This window comes from Lapidilactobacillus mulanensis, from assembly GCF_003946215.1.
Classification (GTDB): domain Bacteria; phylum Bacillota; class Bacilli; order Lactobacillales; family Lactobacillaceae; genus Lapidilactobacillus; species Lapidilactobacillus mulanensis.
The window spans coordinates 14,200-36,338 of the sequence record NZ_RHOW01000022.1 but is presented as its reverse complement, the minus strand read 5'-3'; the positions used below and the strand labels follow the sequence as shown (position 1 = coordinate 36,338).

18 protein-coding genes are annotated in these 22,139 nt (G+C 41.0%); 4 read left to right on the top strand and 14 right to left on the bottom strand.

The annotated features are described in order from the left end of the window. Positions 1–386: 386 nt before the first annotated feature. Positions 387–1,412 (bottom strand): UDP-N-acetylglucosamine 2-epimerase, encoded by a 1,026-nt coding sequence (locus EKM67_RS06795; RefSeq protein WP_125578279.1) that lies wholly within the window; start codon positions 1,410–1,412, stop codon positions 387–389. Positions 1,413–1,485: 73 nt separating this feature from the next. Next, positions 1,486–2,601: an A/G-specific adenine glycosylase gene (locus tag EKM67_RS06790; protein WP_125578278.1), complete on the bottom strand. Its 1,116-nt coding sequence runs from the start codon at positions 2,599–2,601 to the stop codon at positions 1,486–1,488. A 228-nt stretch (positions 2,602–2,829) separates the two neighbouring features. Between EKM67_RS06790 and EKM67_RS06785 the strand changes: the two genes are divergently transcribed. After that, entirely contained in the window at positions 2,830–3,927 is a 1,098-nt protein-coding gene (locus tag EKM67_RS06785) for an SLC13 family permease (RefSeq protein WP_125578280.1), read from the top strand. Positions 3,928–4,281: 354 nt separating this feature from the next. Further along, the gene (locus EKM67_RS06780; protein WP_125578277.1) at positions 4,282–4,593 is read left to right on the top strand and encodes a helix-turn-helix domain-containing protein; all 312 of its coding nucleotides are present in this window, start codon (positions 4,282–4,284) and stop codon (positions 4,591–4,593) included. 95 nt (positions 4,594–4,688) lie between these two features. Here the strand turns inward: EKM67_RS06780 and EKM67_RS06775 are convergent, their stop codons facing one another. Further along, positions 4,689–4,853, bottom strand: coding sequence for a hypothetical protein (locus EKM67_RS06775; RefSeq protein ID WP_225417333.1), 165 nt, complete (start codon positions 4,851–4,853; stop codon positions 4,689–4,691). Between the two features lie 112 nt (positions 4,854–4,965). After that, a complete protein-coding gene (locus EKM67_RS06770) occupies positions 4,966–5,460 on the bottom strand; it encodes a MerR family transcriptional regulator (RefSeq protein ID WP_125578276.1) in 495 nt (164 codons plus the stop codon). A 91-nt stretch (positions 5,461–5,551) separates the two neighbouring features. Here EKM67_RS06770 and EKM67_RS06765 point away from each other — a divergent pair, with 91 nt between their 5' ends. Then, positions 5,552–6,394, top strand: coding sequence for an oxidoreductase (locus EKM67_RS06765; protein WP_125578275.1), 843 nt, complete (start codon positions 5,552–5,554; stop codon positions 6,392–6,394). Positions 6,395–6,421: 27 nt separating this feature from the next. Further along, positions 6,422–7,150, top strand: a complete 729-nt coding sequence (locus EKM67_RS06760; protein ID WP_125578274.1) for an SDR family oxidoreductase — start codon at positions 6,422–6,424, stop codon at positions 7,148–7,150. 39 nt (positions 7,151–7,189) lie between these two features. On the opposite strand, the gene EKM67_RS06755 is transcribed toward EKM67_RS06760, so the two are convergent. The 10 genes from EKM67_RS06755 to spxB form a co-directional block, all read right to left on the bottom strand. Beyond that, positions 7,190–7,744, bottom strand: a complete 555-nt coding sequence (locus EKM67_RS06755) for a sugar O-acetyltransferase (protein ID WP_125578273.1) — start codon at positions 7,742–7,744, stop codon at positions 7,190–7,192. 89 nt (positions 7,745–7,833) lie between these two features. After that, positions 7,834–9,045 (bottom strand): DUF4129 domain-containing protein, encoded by a 1,212-nt coding sequence (locus tag EKM67_RS06750; protein WP_125578272.1) that lies wholly within the window; start codon positions 9,043–9,045, stop codon positions 7,834–7,836. Further along, the gene (locus EKM67_RS06745) at positions 9,042–10,127 is read right to left on the bottom strand and encodes a DUF58 domain-containing protein (protein ID WP_125578271.1); all 1,086 of its coding nucleotides are present in this window, start codon (positions 10,125–10,127) and stop codon (positions 9,042–9,044) included. The genes EKM67_RS06750 and EKM67_RS06745 overlap by 4 nt, the downstream gene beginning before the upstream one ends. A gap of 3 nt (positions 10,128–10,130) precedes the next feature. Next, entirely contained in the window at positions 10,131–11,111 is a 981-nt protein-coding gene (locus tag EKM67_RS06740; protein WP_125578270.1) for an AAA family ATPase, read from the bottom strand. Positions 11,112–11,967: 856 nt separating this feature from the next. Next, positions 11,968–14,388, bottom strand: a complete 2,421-nt coding sequence (locus EKM67_RS06735; RefSeq protein ID WP_225417332.1) for a glycoside hydrolase family 2 TIM barrel-domain containing protein — start codon at positions 14,386–14,388, stop codon at positions 11,968–11,970. A 25-nt stretch (positions 14,389–14,413) separates the two neighbouring features. Next, complete coding sequence (locus EKM67_RS06730; protein ID WP_125578268.1) at positions 14,414–16,117, bottom strand: glycoside hydrolase family 3 protein; 1,704 nt, start codon at positions 16,115–16,117, stop codon at positions 14,414–14,416. A 90-nt stretch (positions 16,118–16,207) separates the two neighbouring features. After that, entirely contained in the window at positions 16,208–17,512 is a 1,305-nt protein-coding gene (locus tag EKM67_RS06725; protein WP_125578267.1) for a PTS sugar transporter subunit IIC, read from the bottom strand. Between the two features lie 15 nt (positions 17,513–17,527). Further along, positions 17,528–18,892 carry a glycoside hydrolase family 1 protein gene (locus EKM67_RS06720; RefSeq protein WP_125578266.1) on the bottom strand — a complete coding sequence of 455 codons (1,365 nt, stop codon included), beginning with the start codon at positions 18,890–18,892 and terminating at the stop codon, positions 17,528–17,530. Positions 18,893–19,005: 113 nt separating this feature from the next. Further along, a complete protein-coding gene (locus EKM67_RS06715) occupies positions 19,006–19,809 on the bottom strand; it encodes a MurR/RpiR family transcriptional regulator (RefSeq protein ID WP_125578265.1) in 804 nt (267 codons plus the stop codon). Positions 19,810–20,278: 469 nt separating this feature from the next. Next, on the bottom strand, positions 20,279–22,102 hold the full coding sequence (gene spxB / locus EKM67_RS06710; RefSeq protein ID WP_125578264.1) for a pyruvate oxidase: 1,824 nt from the start codon (positions 22,100–22,102) through the stop codon (positions 20,279–20,281). Positions 22,103–22,139 lie beyond the last annotated feature (37 nt).

The window sequence follows — 22,139 nt, the reverse complement described above, 5'->3', positions numbered from 1 at the left end:
CTTCATGGCCTTTTTGTCTACTCTGGTCTAGGTCACAGGGTGTTGCACTTGAATTGTAAACTCGGGTAACTAAAATCTTGGTCTTAAGATTTAAGTTATTATTACTTAGACAACTCATTTCAGTCTCGACGAACGCGATTATGCTGTGAAGCACCATGGGTTGAAATCAACAGCTAAGTCGGCAATAACTAAAATCTTGGTCTTAAGATTTAAGTTATTGCCACTTAGATGCTGATTTCAATGGTGACGAACGCGATTTAGCTAGTTGCAAGTCATCACAGCACTTGTTTCCACAACAAAAATATTTAAATCAAAAAACCGTTTTGCTCTCATCGCCTTTTAAAAGGTGATCCGAACAAAACGGTTTTTAATATTTTACTTTTAAATTATAGACTTTCCGTGTCAGTTGGTTCACAGCCGTCGACTAATTCGACGATGGCCTTGACAGCATTGTCCAACACGTTGGCCGAACTTTCAACTGGCGCAATAAATTGATCGAGGTTCTCAATTAATTCAGTTAAATTTCTAAATAATTGCGGTGCCGAAACTTGTGGATCCGTCGAGATGAAGAGAACCGGTTTACCTGCAGTCTTCGCTTCTTCTTCAACGCCTAATGAATCGGTGATCACAATATGACTAGCCAACAATAATTCATGGAATTTCAAGACGGGTTGTGTGTCAATGATGGTCGCCTTTGGATCATCCGCAAGAATTTCTTGAGCCGAGATCCGCATTAGATAATCGTCTGCACTTGGGAAAACGATCTGGTATTGTGGATAGGCTTCAAAAACATTGCGGATCGTTCGGATGATCTGACGCATTGTTTGTCCTGCTAAATTGGAACGATGTAAAGTCAATAAAACTTGGTCAGTTTTTACTGGTGGTTGTTTGACGCCTAACTCTTCAAAGGCGACCGGCGAGATGTTGCCGATTGCTTGAACTTTACCTGCGACTTCTTGCTTGGTAAATTCGGCGACCTGGTTATCATCGCGCACCAAAATCAAATCAGCGATCTGGTTGATCAGACGCCGATTAAAGCCTCCCTGACGGCTGCTAGCAGCTTCCATGGAAACAACTGGGAACTGATGGTAGTGTGCAGCTAAACTCGCCAAAAACGACGGTTGCTTAGCTCCTTGCACGAGTAAGACATCAGGATTTTCGTTTTCAATAATGTGATTCAATTGGGTCAGCTTGCGAACCGCTAACTCCGTTGGATCGGATTCCGTGATCGCGATCGCAATATCGGCCTCTAACGAAACCGAACGTAATGCATCCTCCACGAGATCTGCGTGGGTAGTCATCATCACAATGACGACTTCAAAAGCTTCGGCCTCGCGAATCGCCTTGATGATAGGCGCAAGCCGTAAAACCCCACCACGAGCACTTACTACAACAATCATTTTCTTTCGCATATAATTTTCCCCGCACTTTGTATAAGCCCGATTGGCGAATGTGCCAATCTTACCGCAAATAGATAATTAACGATTACGTAAATAATTGACGATTCAATTTCAACTGAACTGTGGGCAACGGCGATTCTGCCCTCATCGTAGAATCAAGCCATTGACCGGGAAACAAACTTAGATCCGGTGTCGACGATAATTCGGCGACTAAAATTTCCAAATGCCATTTCTGATGCGTAAATGTGTGAACGACTGGTTTCATTTGTACCTCACGAAACTCAGCAGTCACCCCTGTCTCTTCCTTAAAACGCGTCGCGACTTGTGACATCAACGGTTGGGAGTCATCTAGGTCAGCGCGATCGATCAGTGGAAACATCCACAACCGTGCCAACATGCCCTTAGCCGGACGTTGTTCAAACAACCAGCCTGCCGGGCTCTGAACAGCTAACGCATAATAATATAAGTCCACCGGTTTAGCCTTGAGTGTTTTGACTGGATAATCTAAAGTGGTGCCATCTGCAAAACTCTCATCAAACTCACGTACTGGCGAATTTTCCGGCTCAGGATTCTTAGCGGTCAAGTAACTTGTCCCGAGATCCATAACGGCTTGATTGAAATCACCTGGACGTTCTTGCGAGATCAGGTGGTCTCCGATCGTTTGAAAAACAGGACGCGATTGTCGCTTCGTGATATCCAAATCGATCTTTAACAAACGTGCAAAAACGCGAAACGCATTTCCATCGATGGCCGCGACTGGCTGACCGAAAGCAATACTTGCGATTGCTGCAGCTGTGTATGGCCCAATACCAGTTAGCTCTTGCAACTGTACTGCTGAAGTCGGCCAGTTTCCTGAATACTCGTTCTTAATTTGTCGCGCAGCCTTTTGCATGTTGCGAACTCGAGAATAGTAGCCCAAACCTTCCCAAGCTTTTAACAATTTTGTTTCTGACGCCTCCGCTAAATCGAGCACAGTCGGAAAGACGGTCATAAAGTTTTGATAATATGGAATCACCGTTTGCACTTGCGTTTGTTGGAGCATAATTTCGCTTACAAAAATATGGTAGGGATCATGATCTGATCGCCACGGTAACCGACGTCCTTCAAGGTCATACCACTTCAACAAAGCTTTTTGAAAAGCAAGAATTTTTGTATCTGACCAGTTTAAATACTTAGCCCCAAAATCATCAGCTAACGCCACGTACAAAATCCCCCTGATTTTAAGCTTTATATTTTATATTATAATACATTATTAGAGATTAAGCTGGTAATTATTTCATTTTTTAATTAGAAATAAATTTTCCCCTTACAAAAAATTGCATTGCGGTTCAAATACCTGTTTCGTGGTCAAATCTAAAAATAAGGCTTGCCGATAATCAGATAAAAGCGCAAAATATAAGGGTTGGACTCAATTGGAAAGGATTCCATTATCGCAATGCTTAAATCAATCTTAAAGGACCGACTGCTTCAGATCACGGCCGTTATCGCCGTGTTAAGTTTGTTTCTTGCTAGACCACGTTTAGCCGATATAAATTTCTCAACATTATGGTCCATCACGGCTATGATGACCTTGATCCAAATCTTTAATCATTTACATATCCTCGATTATTGTGCGTATCGCCTAACTGGCTACGCAAATAATACGCGCCAACTAGTTTGGTTATTTCTCGCACTGGCTTTCGTGAGTGCGATGTTTCTAACCAATGATGTGACTGTTCTGACGCTAGTGCCGCTCTATCTTTACGTTGCTAAACAGTATCATTTACCCGAAATTTTACCCGTAACCTTGATCAGTATGACTGCCAATCTTGGAAGTGCAACGACGCCATTTGGTAACCCGCATAATATTTTCCTCTTAGCAAAATTCGACGTCAGTGTCAGTCAATTCTTCCATTGGTCATTACCACTCGCCTTATTCAGTATTGTGGTGATCACGATTTACACGTTTATGATCAAGCCAACACCGATTTCGACCATTCACACTCAACAAATCTATATTCCCAGACGGCCGACTGTTTTAGCAGTGATCGCGGCATTATTCGTTTTCGCGGGTGTGCTCGGATTTATTCCCGCTTGGGTCGGCGCCGTGATCACGATCATCTTGGCGTTTGCGCTCCAGCCTAAAATCATGAGTCACGTGGATTACGCCACAATTTTAACCTTCGTCGGCTTTTTCATCGTCGTCAGTGACCTCAGTCAAAATACGATGATCAAAGAAACTTTATCGGCGCATATCAACTCACCTTTGTCCGTCTACTTCGGCAGTATCGGGGTCAGTCAATTTATTTCAAATGTGCCGACCACCGTACTCTTTGCAAAATTTACGAAACATGCCGCCGCGCTTTTATACGGTGCCAATATTGGTGGTCTGGGAACGTTGGTCGGTTCGATGGCGAATTTATTAGCGTTTAAGCAATACACGCGCTACGGTTCATCGAACAGCACCCGTTTCTTGATCGACTTCACTGGTATAAATTTGATCACACTAGCTATTTTTACGATTTTCGGTTGGTGGATGATCCATTAAAGAAAAATTGCCTCCTGAACAGACTCAGAAGGCTTTTTTGTCGCGCGTCAAAAACTTATTGAGTTACAAAAGTTGTGTTTCACTAATAAATAGGCAAATCATCACAATGAGCAAACTATTTGAGTGTTACTTGATTTAGAAGTCATCTGATAAGCACAACGGGCAATAAAAATCTCATTGTATCCACATCAGCATCTCGCTTATCTCATTTCGCTCAAGCACAAACAAATTATAGCAAAGGCTTTCAGTATTCACAAGTACTATAATATATATATTTTAGGTATTACACTCCCTGAATCATTTCAAACTAACAGCATACGCTAGTATTAACACTAATGTAGGCAGGTGAATAAAATGACATTTGGGGAAGAAATATCTGAACGAATCCACGAACTACGCGAAAGCCAAAACTTAACGCAAGAACAATTAGCCGAACGAGCAGACATCGATCCTTCATATCTTGGAAGAATTGAACGCGGACAGAATTCCAATCTTCAAATCAAAACGATCGATAAAATAATTACCGCATTAGGTATTGATTATGCTGAGTTTTTCTTATTTAAAGATTCATCTGATGAATTACAATCTTTGATGAGCCAAATTAGCGCGAGTAAACACCAAGCTAAAATAATTAAGATCATCAAAGAATTGCTTGAATTCACGTAGCATCGCCAAATATTATCAAATTAAAAAGCCAACCATTTTCTCACCGACAGATCAATTGCTTGATCTAGCTCGTGACTCGAAAAATGGTTGGTTTTTTAAATCATCTGGTTCTGCGGATCCAGCACCAGTGACTCAGATAATAAAATTTCACTATAGATTTCGTAAACAACCTCCGAATTAACCACGTGTCGCTTGGCTAAATCATACAAGTAGGTGCGTTCCGCATCAAAAGCCTGCATCAACGCGCGCCTTTGTTCCACGCTCTGCAAACTCGAGAGCACGGCCTGATCAGCCGTAACTTCCGCTAATTTCTAAAATAACCAATTCCGATTACTCAAAAAACCCATAAGCTAAACTTATGGGTTTAAAAAATTACTGATTGTCATTTGAATCTAAATCGATCAATTCTCGAATATTTTTTGTAGCCGCTAATTTGTTTTGATATTGGGCGTGCGTGGTTGGATCGACGAATTTCGTCCCCGGGGTGAAATGAATATCTTCTGTCCCAGCCTCTACCGAGGTTTTGTAATACCATTTTTTAAATCGTAAAAAATCTAATTGGCTCTGCATTTCGCGCACCTTATCTTCAAGCACACTTTCTTCTTGATCCAAGTAATCATAGCGTTCCTGTAATGTATCATCGCCTTGAAGACACAAGTTGATGAATTTACCGATATCTTTAATCGACACACCACTTTTTTTCAAACAATTGATCACTTCTAAAAAGTTAAAATCATTATCTTTGAATTCTCTTCTCCCAGCAGCATCGCGATCGACAAATGGTAACAATCCTTTTTTATCGTAATATCTGAGTGTGGAAGTGTTAGTTCCCATTCTTTCTGCAACTTCACCAATTGAATACGTCATTAAAAAATCTCCATTTCACGTTTGACTTAAACCCTACTTCAAGTCGTATGATAACAGAGAATCAGTAAATAATAAATAAGGAGCGAGAATTATGACAAACAAAACTTGGATCATTACAGGCACTTCAACCGGATTTGGCAAGTCTCTAGCCACATTATTAGCAAAGAAACCTGATGTAAATCTCGTTGCGACCGCACGCAATCCAGAGAAGCTGGCCTACTTAGATGAATTTGATCACGGCCAAATCAAAAAATTAACGCTAGACGTTACTAATCAAAGTGAAATCGATGCCGTCGTCAAAGAAACGCAATCAGCTTTTGGTTCGATCGACGTTTTAGTCAACAATGCTGGCATCGGCTACTTCGGGACTTTTGAAGAAAGTGATCGCGAAACGGTCAAATATATGTTTGACGTTAACGTTTGGGGATTGGTAGATATGACGCGTGCAGTTCTCCCGGCAATGCGCCAACAAAAATCAGGCGTTATTGTTAATTTCTCATCGATCGGCGGTTTGTTCTCATTTCCGACGCTTTCATTTTATCACGGCACTAAATTTGCCGTCGAGGGCATCAGCGAGTCATTGGCGAAAGAAGTCACCGATTTCAATATCAAGGTGATGTTAATCGAGCCAAGTGGCTTTAGAACCGATTGGGCCGGCCGTTCATCAGAGAAAGCTTTGCCAAAAATCGAAGACTACCAACAATTCGAGAAATTCATCGAAGGCAATGCAGAAGGCGCACATCACGAAGCCGGTGATCCGGATAAAGCGGCTGCAATTATCTATGATCAAGTCACTGATCACGCGGCAGATTTACCGCTGCGTTTACCTCTTGGTAAGTTTGCGAGCGATACTGCCATTCAAAAATATACGGCCTCACTCGCACAATTTGAAAAGCTGCATGATCTATCCGCGTCTGCCGATCAGCCTGAATAACTTTTAGAAGAAAGAAGATTTTTGATTATGAAAAGATTAGTTGGCAAAGTTGCCTTAATTACCGGTGCCAGTTCTGGATTTGGTCGCGGAACTGCGCTTGCATTTGCTAAAGAAGGCTGCGATTTAATCTTAACCGCTCGCCGCGAAGAAAGACTTCAAGAGGTGGTTGCAACCTGTGAGCAACTCGGTGTCAAGGCCGTTTATTTTGCTGGTGATGCCCAACTTGAGCGTACTGCAATCGATACAGTCGCATTGGCAATCAAAACTTTCGGAAAAATCGATATTCTGATCAATAACGCGGGTATCGGTCGCACATTGTCACTCGCCGAAACATCCATGGCCGATTACGATTTAGTGATGAATTCAAACGTCAGAAGCGCTTATGCTTTCACTAAATATGCTGTGCCCTATATGGAGAAAAAGCATGACGGCCAAATCATCCTTGTTTCGTCGGTGACAGGCATTGTGGGTCACGCCGATGAAACAGCCTATACTTGCAGTAAGTTTGCGCTACGCGGCTTAGGACAAGCACTCGATAGAGAATTACTGGGTCAGGGCATTCGGACTTGTGTCTTTTGTCCACATGCCGGCGCCACAGAATTCGAAGTTGGCTATGGTCGCACAACCGAAGGCGTCGCCGAATCCGGCTTCTTAACACCAGAAGATGTTGGCCAAGCACTCCTAAGTGTCTGCGTCCAAACCAAAAATTCTCGTATTGTTGAACTCAGATTAGCCTCGAATAACGTTAAATATTAATCAAAAATAGCAATCGAATTTTTTAGATTGCTATTTTTATTACGCCAATGATTTAATTTTACGTGCAGGGACACCACCGACTAATGTATTATCGGGGACATCCTTGGTCACCACCGCACCAGCTGCCACGATCACATTATTGCCGATCGTCACGCCGGGCATGATGGCAACCTTACCACCGATCCAAACGTCGTTACCAATAGTCACGGGCGTTGCTTGCGCCAGATAATGACGTCGACCTGCCGCCGTCATCGGATGATTAACTGTGTAAATGTCTACATTCGGCCCGATCATCACGTGCTGACCAATATTGACCGGCGCAATATCTAAAATCGTTAAATTATAATTACTCAGAAAATCCTCACCCACATGAATATTCAATCCATAATCACAATTAAAGTTGGCTTGAACCGAAACGCGCTCACCGGTAGAACCAAATATTTCTTTAATTTTACGCGTTTGCGCCTCTGGATCCGTTGCAGAAATTTGATTAAACTCCTGGCATAATTTTGCAGCGCGAGCTTTTCGTTTTGCAACTTCTGCATCTAAGAAATAGTATTCAGCGCCTGCAGTTAACTTTTCTAATTCCGTCATATGATCACCCCAAACCTCATCTTAGCACTTGAACTATGGTTTAAGTCCAATCATTAGTTTGAAAAAGTTACCTGCTCAACTTCGTTTATTTATTTGTCACGTTTCTTCAACAAATCAGCAAAATGACGATAGTCGTCCTTGGTCAATTCCGTTTTGCTGTATCGTGCCTCTTCATAAAGCTTCCGCAACTCTGCTTGTTCTGTGGACGCAACCGTCAGCTTTGCTAAATGGTCGGCAGGTGTCTCCGATCGGCGTGGCTGATATTTTTTCTGGATGGTGCGCTGATATTTCCGCCGGATCCGTCGCGTCACACTCGTTTCATCGCGACGATTCTCACGTTGCTTTTCAGTTTGGCCGATGACAATATCGTTATTATCACTCAACAGATCTGGTTCAACTTTCGGTTTCTGCAATTGTTGAAAGAAAATTTTCACCGCAAAATAAACTAGCGCAATAATGGCGACTCCGGCAATGAGCACCACGATCACAAACACCGCCGTGGGAAATTTATGGTCAACGGTTTTCGTCAACTTTTCCTTAGCCGGACTACCACCAGCGGCTTGTGGCAGTTTCGCGCTGCTCGCCACTTTTGCCTTAGACTTGACGACTTGTTCGGTTGCTTCCGAATTTGCTGTTTGTTGGCGCAAAAATTGTGAACTCAACCAATTCGGTTGCGCAATGGCAATTCCGATCACTAAAACAGCGCCAATAAGAAATAATAAGAAATTTTTCTCGAATTGGCGTAGCCCCACCGAATAAAGTGAAGTTGCCGAGAAATGTTGGGTCACATCCCCATCTTCTTGTGCGGCTTGAATGTTCTCGCGATATTTCGTCACCTGCTGCAACAGGAAAAACTGTGCGAAACAGATCATCCCCCAAATTTGACCATTGGCATTATTCATCCCGAAGCTAACCAAATATAGCGCCGCTGGAATCGCGTATAGGAGCCATTCGAAATGACTGAGCGGGTTTAAAATGGCCAAGAATAAACTGATTACCACCACAATTTTTGCAAGCAAGGAAATAATCGGCAAGACTAAAATAATAATTGTCGCTAAGACAACAAAGAGCAAATATGGAATCAGCGTCAGCCGCTTTTTCAACAGCATTGTCAAGTCGCAAACGACTGTGCTTAAACAGAAGCTGCCAATAATTCTTCCGGCAGTCAACACAAAATCGCGATTATCATTGAGTAATAAAATCAACAGCGCTAAAAAAAGACTGCTGCGGGTGGCCGCATCCACAAAATAAGCTTGGTGTTCCAGCAATTTAGCTAAATTAACTGATTTAAAACTCGTCATGCCAGCAACACCTCTTTCACTTCTAGATCGACTGGCGCGACTTCTTGATGAAGATGATCGACCATGTTGATCCAGAGCGCATTTTCTGCCACGGCTTTACCCAGCTGTGCTTGGAAGGGCACGTGTCGGGCAATCGCCGATGAACAGACGATGATATGTTCTTCGTGCCCGTTGATGATTTCGGCAAATAAATCGGCGCTACTCGTGGTTTTTTCTAATTCGATAGCCGCACATGTATCCAGCAACACATCCATGGATCCCAAATGTGCCATCGCGAACGGATCGCCCTGTTCATCGCAGGCGTTGCTCAGAATTTTCAGCTGCCAGCCTGCCGCCAAACATTCGTGCGCAATCGTGGCAAATAACGAAATCGTCGCCTCACCATATTTTTCCGTTCGCCAACTCGGATCATCCGGTAATTCCAGCACGATCGTCAGTTGACGTTGCGCCACTGGCTCGTATTGATTGACATAAAAAGTGCCAGTGGTGGCCGTTTTTTTCCAATTCACTTGTTTGAGCGAATCTTGCGGCTGCAACTCACGGACGCCACGAAACAATAATGGATCTTCAAATAATGAAAACCGCGTCAAAGTCTCGCCCAATGAAGATTGCCAGTGCTGTTCAACCTTCGCCAAATCCAACCACCGTGGATAAACGATAATTTCCTGCTCGATCGGATATTTCTGCGCATAGCGTTTAGCGCTGAATAAATCGCGACCCTCTAATTCAATTTCCGTGAGTCGAAAGACACCTCGTCGCGCCATTTGTACTTTTAGCGTGCGCTGCTTATTCTCATAGCCTTTCAGCGAATAAATTTGATTCAAGTTACCCATATAAACACCGTCGCCTTGATCGACCACCAGTCGGAAAGCCCGCGGCACTTGTAAAATGACCTGTACAAAATTCAAAGGTAATCTTTTATTGTTATAAATATGTTGGGTCAAGGTTAATTTTTCACCTTGGAAAATTCGCTTGGACGAAAAGGCGACGGTGGTGATCAAGCCGTTTTGCCAATGGTGTTGCCACCACGAGCGGATGAGCAACAACGCGCCAAATAGAATAATGATCAGGATAACTAGCATTGGCTATCCTTCTTTCCAATTTTCCGTCGGCACCGTCACTTGTTCCAGCAAGGATTGAATCGCCGTTTCTTTTTGTTGCGTGCTCGTCATCGGATTGCGATAAAAGAGCCGATGTGCCAACAACGGAATCGCTAAACTCTGAATATCTTCGGGTGTCACATAAGAACGACCCTTCAAATAAGCCAGCGACTGACTCGCGTGGGCGAAATCGAGTAAGCCCCGATTACTGATCGCCGTTACAACGCCGGGCAGTTTTGTAACGCCGCTACATAACGCAATCAAATAATGGCGGAGTTCTTTATGGATCGTGACTTGAGCTGCTTGTTGACGCATATCTAACAATTGTTCCTGTTTAAAAAGTGCCGACAAAGCCGCGTCAGGTTGTCCCCTTAAAGTTTGTTGCAACATTTCATCTTTCTGGTCTGTGGTCAATTGGCTCAATGAGAATTGGAATAAGAAACGATCTAATTGCGCTTCCGGTAAGGCAAAAGTCCCCGCCGTTTCCAACGGATTCTGCGTCGCGATCACGAAGAAAAATTCTGATAATGCGCGCGTCGTCCCATCAACCGTGACTTGTTTCTCAGCCATCGCCTCTAATAAAGCCGATTGCGTTCTAGGCGTCGCGCGATTTAATTCGTCGGTCAATAGGATCTGAGTGAACAACGGTCCCTCGATAAATTTGAACGTTTTCGTGTCCGGCTGATAAATATCCAGACCGGTTAAATCACTAGGCAATAAATCGGGCGTACATTGCACCCGTTTAAATTTCAACGCCAAAGATTCCGAAAACGCCCGGCTCAATGCTGTTTTACCACTACCAGGGTTATCCTCCAAGAGCACATTGCCACCCGTGATCAAAGCCACCAGAAACAATTGAATCGCCCGCTCGTTGCCGATCAATTTCGTTTGAATATGCCTTGTTAATTGCGTCAAAACTTCCGCGTCTGTTTCCGAACTAACTACTTTTTCAACTTCAATTGCCATGATCGCACCCCATTTTTTTAATTTTGATAATGTATATTTTGATAAAATTATGTTGAAAAGCAAAGCAAGGCTAGTTTCCCAATCAATTTAGGAGAACCAGCCTTTTCATGCGTGAATCTAGTGTGGATGCTATTTATAAAACACTCAAAAAATTTCAAGTGAAATTTTGGAAAGGTTTAAATTGGAATATCATAAAAGAATTATGATGTAAACTGTGGATTTTCACATAATTGAAATTGAGGTTGAAAATTCTGATCTACCTTCGGTCGAAAGTGCTGGGGCAGGCAGTACGTTGGCTTGTGGGACCGCTCTCCGCTTTTCCAAGTGCGGGAAAAGCTCCGAGCTTCGATTTGAGCCTCGGAAAAACGCCGAGTCTCGAATCGATCCACCATGTAAGGCGGGCAAAAACGGCCCGCCAACATGGTTGTCACTGCCACGACTGCCTGCCCCAGCACTTTCGACCTAAACGTATTTTTTTTAGTGTAGGATTTGAATAGCTGGGTTCCTGGAAGTTTGATTATCAAGGTAGCCTTTGTTCTGAATAACTAAAGAATAAAAGTGATGAATTTCAAATCTGCGCAAAATAACACACGACAAGTTTTAAAATAGGTGCAGATTATGCCGAAAGCTTACAACAAAGCTTTTTTAGCTATATCTTGCACCTATTTTTAAATTTACCGTATGTCTAGATTGACAATATTCATTTTTGACGTTAAGAAATAATCTCAATCAATTTGGCAGCACAGATTTTACCGGAGCAAAATGAAATAATGTTCTCCATCCAATCATTCATACAATGAAGTGAGTTTTGTTAATCATCTGTATACTCATATCTTGTTATAGCAACAAAATCTGCTTATTGAACGTCTTCCGTTATTTTTGCAACTACTTTTGGCTGTTTCTGACAGTTTTTTTCTACAATTACCATTAACTTCCCTGAAAAGAACCGTTTCTCTTCTGGATTAAATTTTGAGATATCCATTGGGTTACCATTTGCACTTCCCAAGAATATACCATCCATTATCTTAATTCTCACATTATTATTTGCAGTTGGGACTATATGCCCAGTTGCATCGATTGCATCAACCTCATATAGCGCCGTCGATATACCATCATAGCACAATCGAACTCGTGTACTTTTCGCTTTACCACTTGTTGTTCTCAGATCCTCGACTGGCTTATTTGAGCTATATCCGACTGCTTTAAGCTGCCCTGTAATATATGGAACGTACCAACTCGTATAATCTTCTCCTGAAAGTTTTCTGCCAAAACTCTGGTCATTAATAAATAATTCAACTTCTGGACAATTCGTAAATACACGCACTTCTGTTAATCCATCCTTATCAATAGATAGGCCTTCTCTATTCCAATGCGGCATTACATGTACCATTGGCTTTGAGGTCCATTGCGATTGGTAGTAGTAATAATAATCCTTTTCAAAGCCCACAGTATCCACAATGCCAAATTGAGAACTAATTCCTGGCCAAGCAAACGGAGAAGGTTCTCCGAAATAGTCCATGAATGTCCATAAAAAAACGCCGCCCATAAATGAATTGTTTTTGATAAAATGCATGACTGTTTCTGGATGTGCAGTCCCACCTACGCCTGGATCCCCTTTTTTTCGCTTTCCAGGGAGTACCCTGGAAAAAGAGGAGCCAAAATTTGAAGTCTGACACTTCTCGGCGTTATCCCGATAAATACCACGAGTCGAAAAATATGAAGCATTCTCAGTGCTTAAGAAAAATAGATTCGGATATTTTTTCTTTAGCATTACTAGCCCGTTACCATTGACTTCCGCCTCCGGATAGTTGACACCATTTACATCAAAATGATTCATATACGCCTCATTGACAATTCCTTTAGGGCTCAATAACTCTGCAGAAACAATTAGGCTCTGAGTCGTATACCTACGAATGACTGAAGTTAATTTCCTGGCAATTCGTTCTCCTAAAACAGTATTACCTATTAACTCTTCATTACAAAGGGACCAAAAACAAATAGATGGATGATTACGAGTTTGCTTTACCATTTGTTCAAGTTCAGCAACACGCCATTCACTTGATTCGAGTATTCTGTTTTCATTCATCACAATTATTCCTAATTCATCGCATAAATCAAGTAAATCAAGGGAAGCAAAATGATGTGAACTCCTATAGGCATTTACACCCATTTTTTTCATTTTTAAAAGTTTATAACGAAGAATATCTTTGTTAACCGCAATTCCAACACCACCAAAGTCTTGGTGTTCACACACACCGCGCAATTCAACGCGCTTTTTATTCATGTAAAAACCATTTGATGAATACGAAATTAGTCGAACCCCGAAAGTTTGTTGAAAATCATCAATAACTTTATCTTCTAATAGCAATTGAAAACGAGCTTGATATAAGTTTGGAGTATTAATTGACCATAAATCAGGATCATCAATAACCTGAGTATACGTTATCTTGGTAGAGCTCGATTTTTGAGGCCTTAAATCAAAACACTCTGTATGGTTATTAATTGTACATAGCAATCTAGTTTTTTTACGATCATTACCGCTTTGGTTCATTATCCCAACCACGATTTTGAGCCTAGCTTGACCATTTTCAATTGAGTCTGTTTCGACAAAAGTTTCTGGCGCGTCGATTCTAATTCTAGGTAAAAACTCTAAATATACATCCTTATAGATACCGGCACCTTCGTACCACCAGCCTTCAGAGCCAACCGTCGTATCAGTCTTAACTAATACAACATTGATACCTTCCTCGTGATATTTCACTATCTCGGTAATATCAAACGAGAAATCAGAGTATCCACTGTAATGATTACCCAAAAAAATTCCATTTAACCAAATAGAAGCCTCACCCATAACCCCCATGAAATGAAGGAATACCTGCGTGTCGTCATCTGCAGATCTATCGACCTCAAACGTCTTACGATAATAACCTTGTCCATTTTGTTTCGATCCACTCATTAATAGGCTAGGATCATTGATAAATGGTTGTCTGGATTTCCAATCATGTGGAAGATTAATAGTATCCCATTTCGAAGTTAGCTCAGCATTTAATTGAGTTCCGGCCAACATTTCCAATCCTTTATTTCGATTTCCTTGTGCGATGAGTTTTAAAAAGTGTTCACCACCAGCTCCCACTGCAACAATATCACCGGCTTCATCAACCAGCGGTGCAGTCAATCCTCCGATTGAAGCAGCTTTTTTTACCAATTTATTGGGTTCATCTAATTTTCCAAGTTTGAACCGCCACTCTTGATTTAATAAGCGTTTAACTCTCATCATTACCATCCATTTCTAACGTTGCTGTCTAGTATCTGGTTAAAGGATCACCGCAGAAGGGATCTACTGGACTGATTCCGAAGAATTCTTCTCGACCGATAATTTTTCTAATTATTGCTGAAACAGTGACACGATTCCCTGTGTATGCATTAATATAAGTTGAAATATAGGGAATATCAAATAAATGATACGGATTTGCCGTAGAAATAAACACGGTTGGAATATCTTTTTCAAACCAAGGTGCATTTGCTGCCATTAAGTGAATCCAGTTCAGACGTGTTGTTGTTTGATTACTAGCAGATTCAATATTGGCAACATATATCGCCAAATCAAATTTTTCCTTGAGATCAGCAATTCCTTCTTCAAATATCTCATGAAAATCAAGATTTTTATTGTCAAATAACTGCACTTTAAATCCAACATTTTCCAATTGTTTTTTGAAAATAGGCCCTACTTTTCCGCCCTCTTTAAATCCGCCGTCGTCTGAATCACCGAGTACGATTAAACGAATTTTCGGATATTTTTTCAGTGTGATCGGCAAAATCCTATCCCTATCCTTAACTAACGTAACCGACTGTTGTGCGAGCTGTGCAGACTTCTTCTGATCATCGAGCAATTCCACTGTGCACCTGTCTTCACTTGACGGAACAAGTCCTCCAGATTCATTCATAATATGTTGTGCAATTTTAGTAGCTAAAATTCTTGTGACTGCTTCATCTAAGCGTTGACTACTCAAGGTGCCATCTTTAATGGCGTTCTTTACTGAATCAAAATCCTCATCGATATTTTTATTGAAAAGTAGCATATCCACACCAGCGTTAATTGAAGTAACTAACAATTGACTTCTGGACATTGCTGTATTATACCCTAGCATCGGTGTTGCATCAGTGATTGTAAGCCCATTGAACCCTAATTTGTCTCTCAGCAAACCATTGATCAATAATTTAGATGCTGATGCAGGCATTAATTCCGAATCTTTTATTCCCGGGCAAAGTCGTTTTTCCCATGCTGGCTGAAGAATGTGGCCAATCATGATGCTACTAATTCCATTTTGAATGAAATGTCGATAAAGTTGCCCATAACTTGCCATCCACTCGTCTGCATCTAAAGAATTCACCGAACTTAATAGATGCTGGTCTCTTTCATCCACTCCATCACCCGGAAAATGTTTAATGACCGGAATAACATCATTATCCTCCAAACCTTTAATCTGTTCCTGCGCCATTTGTTGAATTCGATTTTCACTGTTACCAAAAGTTCGCGTATTGACGATTGGGTTGCGAAAGTTATAACTAATATCAATTATCGGAGCAAAGGCCATGTTAACACCTACTTGATGGGCTTCAGAACCCGAGACATTGCCTAGTTGATATGCATTTCGAATGTCGTTTGAAGCAGCAACTTGCAAAGGCATTCCAAACCATGTTCCTTCGGTAATAATTCCATTTCCACCTGATTCCAAATTTGCCGCCATAAATAACGGAATTTTACTTGCTTTTTGAGCAGTTGCAAGCTCTCTCTCAATTTTATCGGCTCTATCAGGTCGATACATCATGCCTCCTGGCTGATACTTCTCAATAAATTTTGAGATATCGATCGTATCCTCATCTTGTCCGATTACAACAAATATTTGTCCAATTTTTTCATCTGTTGACATGTTATCAACTTGATGATGAATAAACTCTATTTGATTATTAGTTAATTCATATGGTTTCTTTTTTAAATCTAACATTTTATTCCCCACTTTTATTTATACATCTATAGAGTAAAACCGCATAAGTATATTTACTCTTATGCGGTAGTGAACCACTCTACTATTATCTCAATTTTGATCTTTTGATACATCCTTCTCTGCAGCTTCACGCTCTTCTTGTACCGCTTGATTATCCAAGGCCTTAAAGAAAGGAAAATAGATTAGCATAGAAATCGCCGTTGCAAATAATTCGTAAATCCCAAAGGAAAGACTGCCTTGAACTATACCGTGTACTAAAGGAGGTAGTGAACCAGCACCAAGTATTCCAATGGGGGCTGTGATGACACCTAACGAGATCAACACATATCCAAGCGTAACAATCACAAGTGGCGTCAACAAAAATGGAATTAATAACATCACATTTAACATGACTGGCATCCCAAATATAACTGGTTCATTAACACCAAATAATCCACTTGGAAAGACAATCTTAGAAAACGCCTTATAACGCTTACTTTTTGAGAAGAAAAACATGCATGTGACTAGTCCAATTGTTGCACCGCTGCCACCTAAGCAAGCAAGATCATACAATCCAAAATTAATTACATGAGGAACCGCTTTTCCTGCCGCAACAGCAGTTGTGTTGCTAGCCAAATACCCCAAGAAAATTGGCATTAAAATTGGTAAAACAGTCATTGAACCATGAATTCCAAAGAACCAAAGTAAATTAGAAATTAAAATCAAGATTAAGAATGCTGGTAATGTACCTGTGAGAGATTGCAACGGTTCTTGTAACAACGTATAAATGAAATCAGTTGCTGTTTTAAAACTAGTAATACTAAACAAGTACTTGACTATTCCAAATAACGCTGCAATAACAACTGCTGGAATCAGTGATGTAAAAGACTTAGTAACCATTTCTGGCACACCGTCTGGCATTTTAATCGTAAAATTCTTTTTTACGAAAAACTTCATTAATTGTATCGTGATTAGAGAAACAATGATGGCAACAAAGACACCTTTAGCTCCTAAATATGTCACATTAAGGAAGCTTGTTTGAGATTTTGCATTTACGGTTATGGGACTCAACAACAAGAAACTGACTAACGATATAAGCCCAGTACCCAAAGCTTGATCTTTAATATCAAAAATGGATGCGCCACAATAAGCAATGCTGAACGCCATATATAATCCCAACAAATCAATCGTGAAATCAGGAATATAATTCAATACTGTGCCAATATGAGTCGTTGTCAAGAAACTTTGATATGGTTCCCAGCTGAAACTAGTAATTACTGTGAAAATCGAGCCCAACATAATAACACCCAATAATGCCATCGAACCAGTGCTAATACTTTTTAAATATCTATTAGAAGAAATCTTGTTAGCAACTGGTATGAATCTTCTTTCCATAAAATGAATAAACGTGTTCATTAATATACCCCATCTCTATTTATTACTTTTTATTTTTTCTTGGTACCAATAAAAGCTGTCCTTAGGAATACGTTTACATTGTTTCAAATCTTCATCCGTACGATCGACATAGATTAACCCATATCTTTTTTTAAAACCTTGGTGAGAACTAACAACATCTACCAGTGACCATGGGCAATAACCCAGCAGCGGGTATCCTTCGCTTACAAAACGCTCACATTGTTTAATATGTTTATCTAAATAATCAATTCGGTAATCATCATGGATTGCACCGTCATCCAAGATATCCGAAGCGGCTAATCCATTCTCGGTAACGATCATCGGTAATTTATACCGTTCATACACATCACGCATACCAATATAAAGGCCGTCTGGATCAACACCAAACTCCATCCACTTCGTTTTTGTCAGATAATTATTGGTACCCAAAGTGAATAGTTCGTTTTGATAAAATGGTGGCAATTTACTATTATCTTCACCATCTTTTAACGCGCGAATACAAGTACTAGCATAATAATTAATTCCAATTAAATCAGGCTTGTTAGCAACTAAAATTTCTTTGTCTTCAGCCTCGGTTTCTGGATACCAACCTTTTTTATTTAAATAATTACAATAGCTTTGTGGATATTCTCCAATCACTGACATATCTAAAAAACAATTCTGCAAAAAATCTGTCGCATTCTTTGAAGCGAGTACATCCTCTGGAGCAGGGCTTTCAGGATAAACAACTTGCATAGAACAAACCGGTCCAATCTTACCGTCCTTAACGATTTCTCTAAAACTATGAATTGCCATCTTCTCCGCCAAGGACATGTTATAACTCATCTGATACATCTGTTTCATTCGTTTATTAGGATCAGATTCATGATTGCCATTCAGATCTGAAGCAGCAGTCACAATCAATTGCTCATTAATTGTTCCCCATATTTTTACTCTATCTCCAAAGTTTCTGAAACAAACCTCAGCATATTTTACATACTGATCAATGCATTCTCTAGAGTTCCATCCCCCAAAATCATCTACAAATGCTTGCGGCATTTCGAAATGATATAAGGTTGGGAAAGGCTTAATCCCTTTTTCAAGACACCTATCAATTAGTTTATTATAAAATTCAATTCCTTCTGAATTAGGTTGATAGCCATTTCCCATCACTCTAGTCCAATTAAAAGAAAACCGATATAGATTGATTCCTAGCTCCGCCATTAAGTCAACATCTTCTATCATATGATGATATTGATCTGAAGCAATCTTTGAATCAGCGACACCTTCTGGAACTTTTCGAATGTCTGTTGTGGCAATTCCCTTACCACCTTGTCCATAGCCACCTTCCACCTGAAATGCAGAGGTTGAAGCACCCCAATAAAAGTTATCCAAGACCATTACTTACATCAATCCTTTCTTCTAAGAAAACGATATCATTTATTGTTTATGTAAGCGATGGCAAAATAAAGTCCCCAGTTTTAAATAACTGGGGACAGTTTCAAAATATGAAACTAAGATTGTAAATAATAATTACGCATATAATAATAAATCAGTAATTCCATAACGTAGAGAATTGAAATTCGGCCTTCGGTGTTTTCATTAGTTTCCCCACAAATAATAATTTCATCTGCGCTTCTTTCAATGATAGGGGATTTTTTGAATGTAAAGGTAATTATTTTCACATTTTTCCGTTTCAATGCCGTAATAACCTTCTCACTGAAGTAAAAAAAACCGCCTTCCATAGAAAATATCAGAGCTAATCCGTTGGGTTTAATATTGTCAATGATGTTCAATTGATCTTCAACTGTAAAACCGACTTGAATAATCTTATTCATGCTGCCCATCTTACTCTGAAAATGTTGACCCATAAAATCAGCAAACTCCAAACCGAATACCGCGACATCTCCAGCTTCAAAGATATCTGAAACAATACCTTCAATTTTTGAAACAGGAATATTGTTCTGTACAAAATCTAAGTTGCTAATGATATTCGTTGTAAAATCATTCAAGAACTCAGTTTTTATAGACATCTCTCGCTGTGTCATGTTCTTAGAATAATCGCTGACAATATCAATTTCCTTTCCAACGGCATCTTTAAACTCGGTGTAAGTACTAAAATTAATCAAACGTATAAATCGAGACACTGCAGATGTCGAGACAAAACACGCATCTGCTAGTTCATAAATTGTCATGCGTGGTATATTATCAAAGTTTTTCAAAACCATTTGAGCAATAATATAATTATTATCATGTTTTTTTTGGTTGTTAATAAATCGAAACAACAAACTTCTAACTGAAGTTCCACTATTATCCATTATGATGCTCCATTCCCGTATGTATCCTTACTCTAAATATACTATGAAAACGATGACAATTAAAGCCTGCAGTAAAAATATTGCATAACCTAGAAACGCTAGCTAATAAGCATTATTGATTTCGTTCGAATAGAATAGGCGAAATTTGTGGTGGGAACTGGGACTTGCAGTGGCAATTTTGTTAATGAGCGGTTTGTGCGAATTTGCTTTAGCCGTTCGAACATCGTGAGTTACGGATAATGACATCGTTAGAGCCATGGGCGCCAGTACAGAAAGGGGAAATGTGAGATCCGGCGGTTTTCCGGAGCTCACATTTCAGGCGGAAGAATTTCCGTACTTTGGAAATCCTGCAGCCGTCCCCACAGCAGTTTCCCAGTTCCCACCACAAATTTCGCCGGAACCGCAAAACATCAAACCGCACAAAAAAAAGACACACTCCAACAAAGAAGTGTGCCCCAAAACTTATTTTTTAAAGTTCAACCCCAGCATCCGCAAAGAAATCGGCCAACGGTTTCAATTCCTCGCCATCATATGATGCGAAGAATTCTGGCAATGTTTGCGGTTGATCCAGCGTGTGGTTCGCGTTGTAATCTGCAGAAATCGTTTCGGTCAGCTGACCATCTTCGATTTTCATCTGCAAGACTTCAACTGGCAAGCCGCGTTTCGCGGTAATTTTCGCATCGATCAAGAATGGTTGACCCGCCTTTGTGGCAGTGACGGCTTGATCGAAGGCCGCTCGCAACTCACCACTATTGTGCACGGTCACCGATTCAACGCCCATTGCCCTAGCAATCATGGCGAAATCTTGATCTTCAATATCGATCCCGCTGTGGCGCACCATATTAATATCATCCTGCTCAGATTTAATAAAGTTCAGCGTGGTGTTGCTAGTAATAATATTGATCACAGGTAACTTGTATTTTTTCTCGGTAATCAAGTCTTGCATCACCATCGAGAACGCGCCGTCGCCGGAAATGTTGAAAACTTGGCGTTCAGGGAAACTCAGCTTACCTGCAATTGCACCTGGCAAACCATAGCCCATCGTCGCAAACAGGGCAGAAATCGTCCATTTATTTTTCGGCGTTAGGTTTAAATAGCGGAACGAATTAATAATATTGTCGCCGACATCGATCGAGAAAACCGCGTCTGGTTCGGCGATCCGATTAATTTCTTTATAAACAGCTTCAAATTCCAGTGGATCACTGGCACGGTTCGACATCTTCGTCAAATATTCACGCCAGTTCAAATTATCTGCAACAGCCGCCTTGAAGAACGGTGTAGGTGCCACTTTTTGACTGCGGTCCAAGACGCGTTCAACGAAACTAGTGGCGTCGCTCCAAATACCGTAATCGAGAAAATGGTGGCGACCAAATTGACCTTCATCAATATCGACTTGCACAAATTTAAAGGGATGGGTGCGATAAATCAGGTTGGCAAACGGGAAGTCCGCGCCAATAGCGATCACCAAATCCGCCACGCCGAAAATTTCGTCGGCAGCCTTCATCGCCGCTCGGTTGGCATAGCCTAAGTTTCCTTCATACTCATCTGGCACTAAGCCCTTAGCCAAGCCAGTTAAAATCAGCGGGATCTGTAATTTTTTCGATAATTCAACGAGTTGCTCACCACCGGCGCCAATTCCGCGGCCGACGTGAATTACCGGACGTTTTGCTTGCGCGATCATTTCGAGAACGTGGTCGACTTCTTCGTCGGTGGCGTCAGGTAATGGCCGTGTTTTCGCATCCGTCGGCGAAACACTCGTGTAATCCTCATCCGGAATCTGGACATAGCCGAAATCATTCGGAATGATGACAACCGCCACACCTTGATGTTTATAAGCTTCGCGAATCGCTTTATCGACAACATATGGCAAACTTTCCGGTGTCATCACCACCCGATTGTAAACCGCCACGTCCGCAAACATGGGCTCTTCAGTAAATTCTTGGAAATAATTATAATTCATATTTGTACTAGGCACTTGCCCAACTAACGCCAAAACTGGCGCATGATCTTCACGGGCATCATAAAGACCCGTTAATAAGTTGGTTGCACCTGGACCAGCCGATCCAAAAGCCACACCAATTTTGCCGGTGAGCTTGGCATCCGCACTGGCTGCGAGCGCGCCCACTTGTTCATGCCGAATTTGAATATATTGGAGCCGATCTTTCTCTAACTCAAGCGCTGACATAGTAGAGTTGAATGAACCGCCGGGATAACCGAAAATATGATCGACCCCCCAAGATTCAATCACGCGTAACATTGCAACACTTGCTGGAACAGTCCCTTGATTAGACATTTATCGCACCTCTTTAATATTTATAGATGTCTTCGAC

Coding starts and splice junctions, on each gene's coding strand:
- EKM67_RS06795 (WP_125578279.1), bottom strand. CDS start 1,412: ATGCGAAAGAAAATGATTGTTGTAGTAAGTGCTCGTGGTGGGGTTTTA.
- EKM67_RS06780 (WP_125578277.1), top strand. CDS start 4,282: ATGACATTTGGGGAAGAAATATCTGAACGAATCCACGAACTACGCGAA.
- EKM67_RS06770 (WP_125578276.1), bottom strand. CDS start 5,460: ATGACGTATTCAATTGGTGAAGTTGCAGAAAGAATGGGAACTAACACT.
- EKM67_RS06765 (WP_125578275.1), top strand. CDS start 5,552: ATGACAAACAAAACTTGGATCATTACAGGCACTTCAACCGGATTTGGC.
- EKM67_RS06760 (WP_125578274.1), top strand. CDS start 6,422: ATGAAAAGATTAGTTGGCAAAGTTGCCTTAATTACCGGTGCCAGTTCT.
- EKM67_RS06755 (WP_125578273.1), bottom strand. CDS start 7,744: ATGACGGAATTAGAAAAGTTAACTGCAGGCGCTGAATACTATTTCTTA.
- EKM67_RS06750 (WP_125578272.1), bottom strand. CDS start 9,045: ATGACGAGTTTTAAATCAGTTAATTTAGCTAAATTGCTGGAACACCAA.
- EKM67_RS06745 (WP_125578271.1), bottom strand. CDS start 10,127: ATGCTAGTTATCCTGATCATTATTCTATTTGGCGCGTTGTTGCTCATC.
- EKM67_RS06740 (WP_125578270.1), bottom strand. CDS start 11,111: ATGGCAATTGAAGTTGAAAAAGTAGTTAGTTCGGAAACAGACGCGGAA.
- EKM67_RS06735 (WP_225417332.1), bottom strand. CDS start 14,388: ATGATGAGAGTTAAACGCTTATTAAATCAAGAGTGGCGGTTCAAACTT.
- EKM67_RS06730 (WP_125578268.1), bottom strand. CDS start 16,117: ATGTTAGATTTAAAAAAGAAACCATATGAATTAACTAATAATCAAATA.
- EKM67_RS06725 (WP_125578267.1), bottom strand. CDS start 17,512: ATGAACACGTTTATTCATTTTATGGAAAGAAGATTCATACCAGTTGCT.
- EKM67_RS06720 (WP_125578266.1), bottom strand. CDS start 18,892: ATGGTCTTGGATAACTTTTATTGGGGTGCTTCAACCTCTGCATTTCAG.
- EKM67_RS06715 (WP_125578265.1), bottom strand. CDS start 19,809: ATGGATAATAGTGGAACTTCAGTTAGAAGTTTGTTGTTTCGATTTATT.
- spxB (WP_125578264.1), bottom strand. CDS start 22,102: ATGTCTAATCAAGGGACTGTTCCAGCAAGTGTTGCAATGTTACGCGTG.